Origin of the sequence: Staphylococcus sp. HMSC067F07, assembly GCF_001837405.1 — a bacterium.
GTDB classification, from domain to species: domain Bacteria; phylum Bacillota; class Bacilli; order Staphylococcales; family Staphylococcaceae; genus Staphylococcus; species Staphylococcus capitis.
The window spans coordinates 1-4,221 of record NZ_KV832203.1; the positions used below are offsets into that span (position 1 = coordinate 1).

The 4,221-nt window shown below is 33.8% G+C and carries 5 protein-coding genes; 4 read left to right on the forward strand and 1 reads right to left on the reverse strand.

The window, feature by feature from the left end; all coding sequences use genetic code 11:
• Positions 1 to 62 precede the first annotated feature (62 nt).
• The gene (locus tag HMPREF2706_RS00015; RefSeq protein ID WP_049366049.1) at positions 63 to 1,307 is read right to left on the reverse strand and encodes an aminoacyltransferase; all 1,245 of its coding nucleotides are present in this window, start codon (positions 1,305 to 1,307) and stop codon (positions 63 to 65) included.
• A gap of 374 nt (positions 1,308 to 1,681) precedes the next feature.
• Here HMPREF2706_RS00015 and mobC point away from each other — a divergent pair, with 374 nt between their 5' ends.
• From mobC to HMPREF2706_RS00035, 4 genes are all read left to right on the forward strand, one after another.
• Positions 1,682 to 2,062 (forward strand): plasmid mobilization protein, encoded by a 381-nt coding sequence (gene mobC / locus HMPREF2706_RS00020; protein WP_070862070.1) that lies wholly within the window; start codon positions 1,682 to 1,684, stop codon positions 2,060 to 2,062.
• On the forward strand, positions 2,047 to 2,235 hold the full coding sequence (locus HMPREF2706_RS00025) for a hypothetical protein (protein WP_002489809.1): 189 nt from the start codon (positions 2,047 to 2,049) through the stop codon (positions 2,233 to 2,235). The genes mobC and HMPREF2706_RS00025 overlap by 16 nt, the downstream gene beginning before the upstream one ends.
• A complete protein-coding gene (locus HMPREF2706_RS00030; protein ID WP_070862071.1) occupies positions 2,222 to 3,232 on the forward strand; it encodes a relaxase/mobilization nuclease domain-containing protein in 1,011 nt (336 codons plus the stop codon). The genes HMPREF2706_RS00025 and HMPREF2706_RS00030 overlap by 14 nt, the downstream gene beginning before the upstream one ends.
• 112 nt (positions 3,233 to 3,344) lie before the next feature.
• Entirely contained in the window at positions 3,345 to 3,740 is a 396-nt protein-coding gene (locus tag HMPREF2706_RS00035) for a hypothetical protein (protein ID WP_001836857.1), read from the forward strand.
• The last annotated feature ends 481 nt before the right edge of the window (positions 3,741 to 4,221 follow it).

The window sequence follows — 4,221 nt, forward strand, 5'->3', positions numbered from 1 at the left end:
TGTTTGGGTCTTTTTCCTTTAATTAACATAATTAACTCTTATAGGTAGTGAAATTGTATAGCTTATGTATTCAAAAATTGATAAATTTTATAAAACACAGGATGTATAGGTTTAATAAAATCACCAATATATTCTTCAATATGTGCACCAAATCCTTTTTTAAATTGTTGCACTCCATAATCATCAGCATTTTCACTAAAGTCTCCCGTAATTCCATAAAAATTATATCTTGGAATTTGATGATATAAGGCAAATTGAATCATATTCCATTGTAGTGCATATGCTCCTTTAAATTGATAAAAATTGGGATTTGAACCACTTGAAAGGTAGTACACCTCGTCTTTATTATATATATATAAAGCAGCTGCTAAATCTAAAATATTACCTTCACTATTAATTAATTCCTCTGCTTCTTGAATTTTCTTTTTATTACTTTGAATTTTTTGATTTAATTGTTTATATTGCGACTTAGATTTCTTAGAATTTGGATTATCTTCAAGCTTGTCTTTTATCATTTCCAATGAATGATTTAATTTTACTTTTGCGGTTTTAAGCTGTTCTAAATATTTTTTTAAGTTAATATAAGATAATTTAATCATTGAATTTTGCGGATACATCATTTGTGCTTCTTTAAAGAATTTATAAGGATTTTCCCTGTATTTAAAATTATGCCTTTCTTCAGCCATCTTAAATAAACTATAAAATCGTTCTGTTTCAGATATATTTAATGTAGTCGTTTCAACTCCCATTTCTAATGATTTTTTGATATTACGACGTGTTTGATACTCCATTTCTTTCAATATATCATCTTTACTTTTATCTTTCAGATTTAATACAGATAACCAACGTATCTGACTTTTTTGAGAATATCCCACTGTATATCCCTGGTGTTTATATCCTAATTTCGAAAGTGAATTTATTAAATATGTATTATTAAAGGAATGAAGTACTTCCCCATCTGCATTTCTAATATTTTCTAAAATATAAGGATCCAATGATACAAATAATGTTCTGTGTTTTTTCAAATATTTAGTTAGTCCTTTAAAAAAACACTGAACAAGTCCTTCATTCTTATAGTCAAGGACTGGTCCCTTATTTGAATAAAAATATTTAAATATTTTTAATGCTCTTGCTTCAGACAGTAAACAAGCACCAATGACCTCATCTTTATCCTTAACCCCAACTAAGTGAACGTCATTACTTTTATTTTTTCGGAATCGATATTGATCGATGGATTGTGTAAAATGTACTGGTCTACTATTAATAAAATTTTCATATTCTCTTTCTGTCAAAGTTGTAAAATACATGAAATTATCCTCCCAATTAATATAATTTCACTATAACAATCGACCAAAAAAATTCAATTATGGTATTGATATAAATTCTTTTAAATTATTTCTAACAATAGGATTCAAAAATAATCGATATTATTTTTTTAAAAAATTAATACTATTAATTGTGAATCTTTCAATAGTGGCTAGCAATTAGCCACTCATTTTTTGCGTAAGCAAAAACATAAGGGGCTTGGGGATTATCCCCAACAAGCAGGCGTCACTACCACGTTAGTGGATAGCAAAGCCAATGCTTGCCAAACCACTTAACGACTTGATTAATTTTACTTTATCCTATAAAGTAAAATGTAAGAAAGGCGTTATCTTTCGAAGAAAGCGTGGTGGGAATAATGAGCGAACAAAACACATTTGTGGCTAGCGACGAAACTGTTGGGCGAAACCATAAACCCAACCGTAAGGCGCCGAAACAAATCAGTTTTCGTGTGAGCGAATCCGAATATTTAAAGTTACAACAATCAGCTGAAACTTTAAATATGAGTGTGCCTGCGTTCGTTAAGAAAAAGGCACAAGGCGCCCGATTGGTCGCACCCAAATTGGATCAAGCAACGCGACAATCAGTAGCGAAAGATTTGAGTATGTTGGGTGCAAATGCGAATCAGATTGCCAAATATTGTAATCAACATCAATATGACGCACCGAATTATGAGGCATTAGAACATAATATTAATGAATTACGTGAAAGGTTGAATGACATATGGGAAAGAATTTAGAAATAGTAACGAGCTTATTTGTATTAATACTTGCTATAGGCTTTTCAATTTGGAATTTTTATAACCATTCATATACAACAGCTATAATTATGTTAGTTATTGGAGTAATCAACATTGGTTATTTAATTCAAGAAATAATAGAAAAACGACGTGATGATGATGGCAACAACTAAATTAAGTGCCACCAAATCAACATCACGGGCGATTAATTATGCTGAAAAACGCGCTGTCGAAAAAAGTGGCTTAAATTGTGATGTCGACTATGCCAAATCGAGTTTTAAAGCTTCTCGTGAGTTATATGGTAAAACTGATGGGAATCAAGGACATGTCATAATCCAATCGTTTCAACCGGGCGAAGTCACGCCCGAACAATGTAATCAATTAGGTTTAGCACTCGCTGAAAAGCTCACACCGAATCATCAAGTGGCGGTCTATACGCATGCAGATACAGACCATGTACACAATCATATTGTGATTAATTCAATTGACCTCGAGACAGGTAAGAAATTCAATAATAATAAACAAGCCTTACGTAATGTCAGAGATTTCAATGATGAGGTTTGCCTGGAACATGGTTTAAGCGTGCCAGAGAAAGACACAGCACGCTTACGTTATACGCAAACGGAAAAAGCCATTGCTGACCCTAATACGAAATCAACAACCCAATATTCATGGAAAGATGAGATTAGAGAGGCGATAGACCAATCACAAGCCACCAATATGGATGAATTCAAAGACCATTTAAACCAACATGGTATTGAAATTGAACGTGTCACACCCAAAAGCATTACCTATCGACACTTAGCCGAAGATAAAAAGGTGCGTGGACGTAAACTCGGCGAAGATTACAATAAAGGAGGTATCGAAGATGGCTTTGAAAGACAAATTCAACGACAAAGACAACAAGAACGAGACTCAGACACCGAATGCCAGCCCAAACGACCAACTGCAAGTCGTGATGAAGCAACTGAACGAGATACAGGCGTCACTCAAGCAGATTGGGAACAATTCGCCCAAGACACAAATGAGCTTGAGCGTAGCAGACAAGCTGCAGAATCAGCAAGACTTGCTGATGAAAAGGCTCGAAGAGATCGAGAAGAGAGAGAACGAGCGAAACAAGCGTCACGACGAATTATTAACAACGATCGAGACCACGGCCTCGAACTTTAATCAAGCGACTGAAATCACACAAAAGCGTTTTATCAGTGTAGCGAAACACTATATTGAACGCATTAATAACGATAATTTAAAACAAGATTTTCAAACAGCCATCCAAGAAGAATTGAAAGATGTAAAAACAGACACACATAAGGCGATTGAGCAGTTACAAACCAATCAAGCAGAACTGCAACAAGCGAATAACGATTATAAAGCAACCATGGATGAACGTATCAAGCACAACGAAACAGCTGTTAAACAATATGATCAAGCGTTTCATCGTTTAACCAAAGGCATTACAGCGATGTTTTTTATTATTGCTTTAGTCATGGTCACATTTTTAGTCTTAAGTCCCTTAGGCGACTGGTTAGGTGTGCAACATTTTTATGAATGGCTGAACTATGTCCTGAAAACAGGTCATTCAGCATGGCGTTATTTCATACTTATTTTCTATCTTGTTCCTTATGCTTTATTTGGAGGACTTATATATGCCATTTTAAGCGTGTATAAGCGCATTTAATATAAATGTTGAATAAAAACCACATTTGAGGTAATAAAAAAGCTGTATCAAGCTTAAAATAGCTTAGAAATGAAAAGAGAAATAAAAAGTAACACACGCCATTATGCCGAGAAAATTTATTGTGCATTGAGAAGAACCCTTAATTAAACTGTTTCGACGAATGTCGGTATAGCGTGAGCTATGAAACCGACGAGTCGACAGTTTTTGGGTTTATTAAGGGTTCAGAGGCTCAATGTCAATAAAGCAATTGGAATAATGCATTAAAGTTATATTACTTATTGCTTTTTTAAATAATAAAAACCAACCACAAGTGTGGTTGGTTTCCTTTTTGTCTTTTGAATTTGTGAGGGGCAAATTGCCCCGAACTTTTTAATATCTTTTTATAAATCTTTTTAAAACCTTTTTAGGAGGCATTTGATCCTCAGAGTGACAACGGATTTGAGATGTTAAAGGCAACCAATCATTAAACTAAAGGCAACCA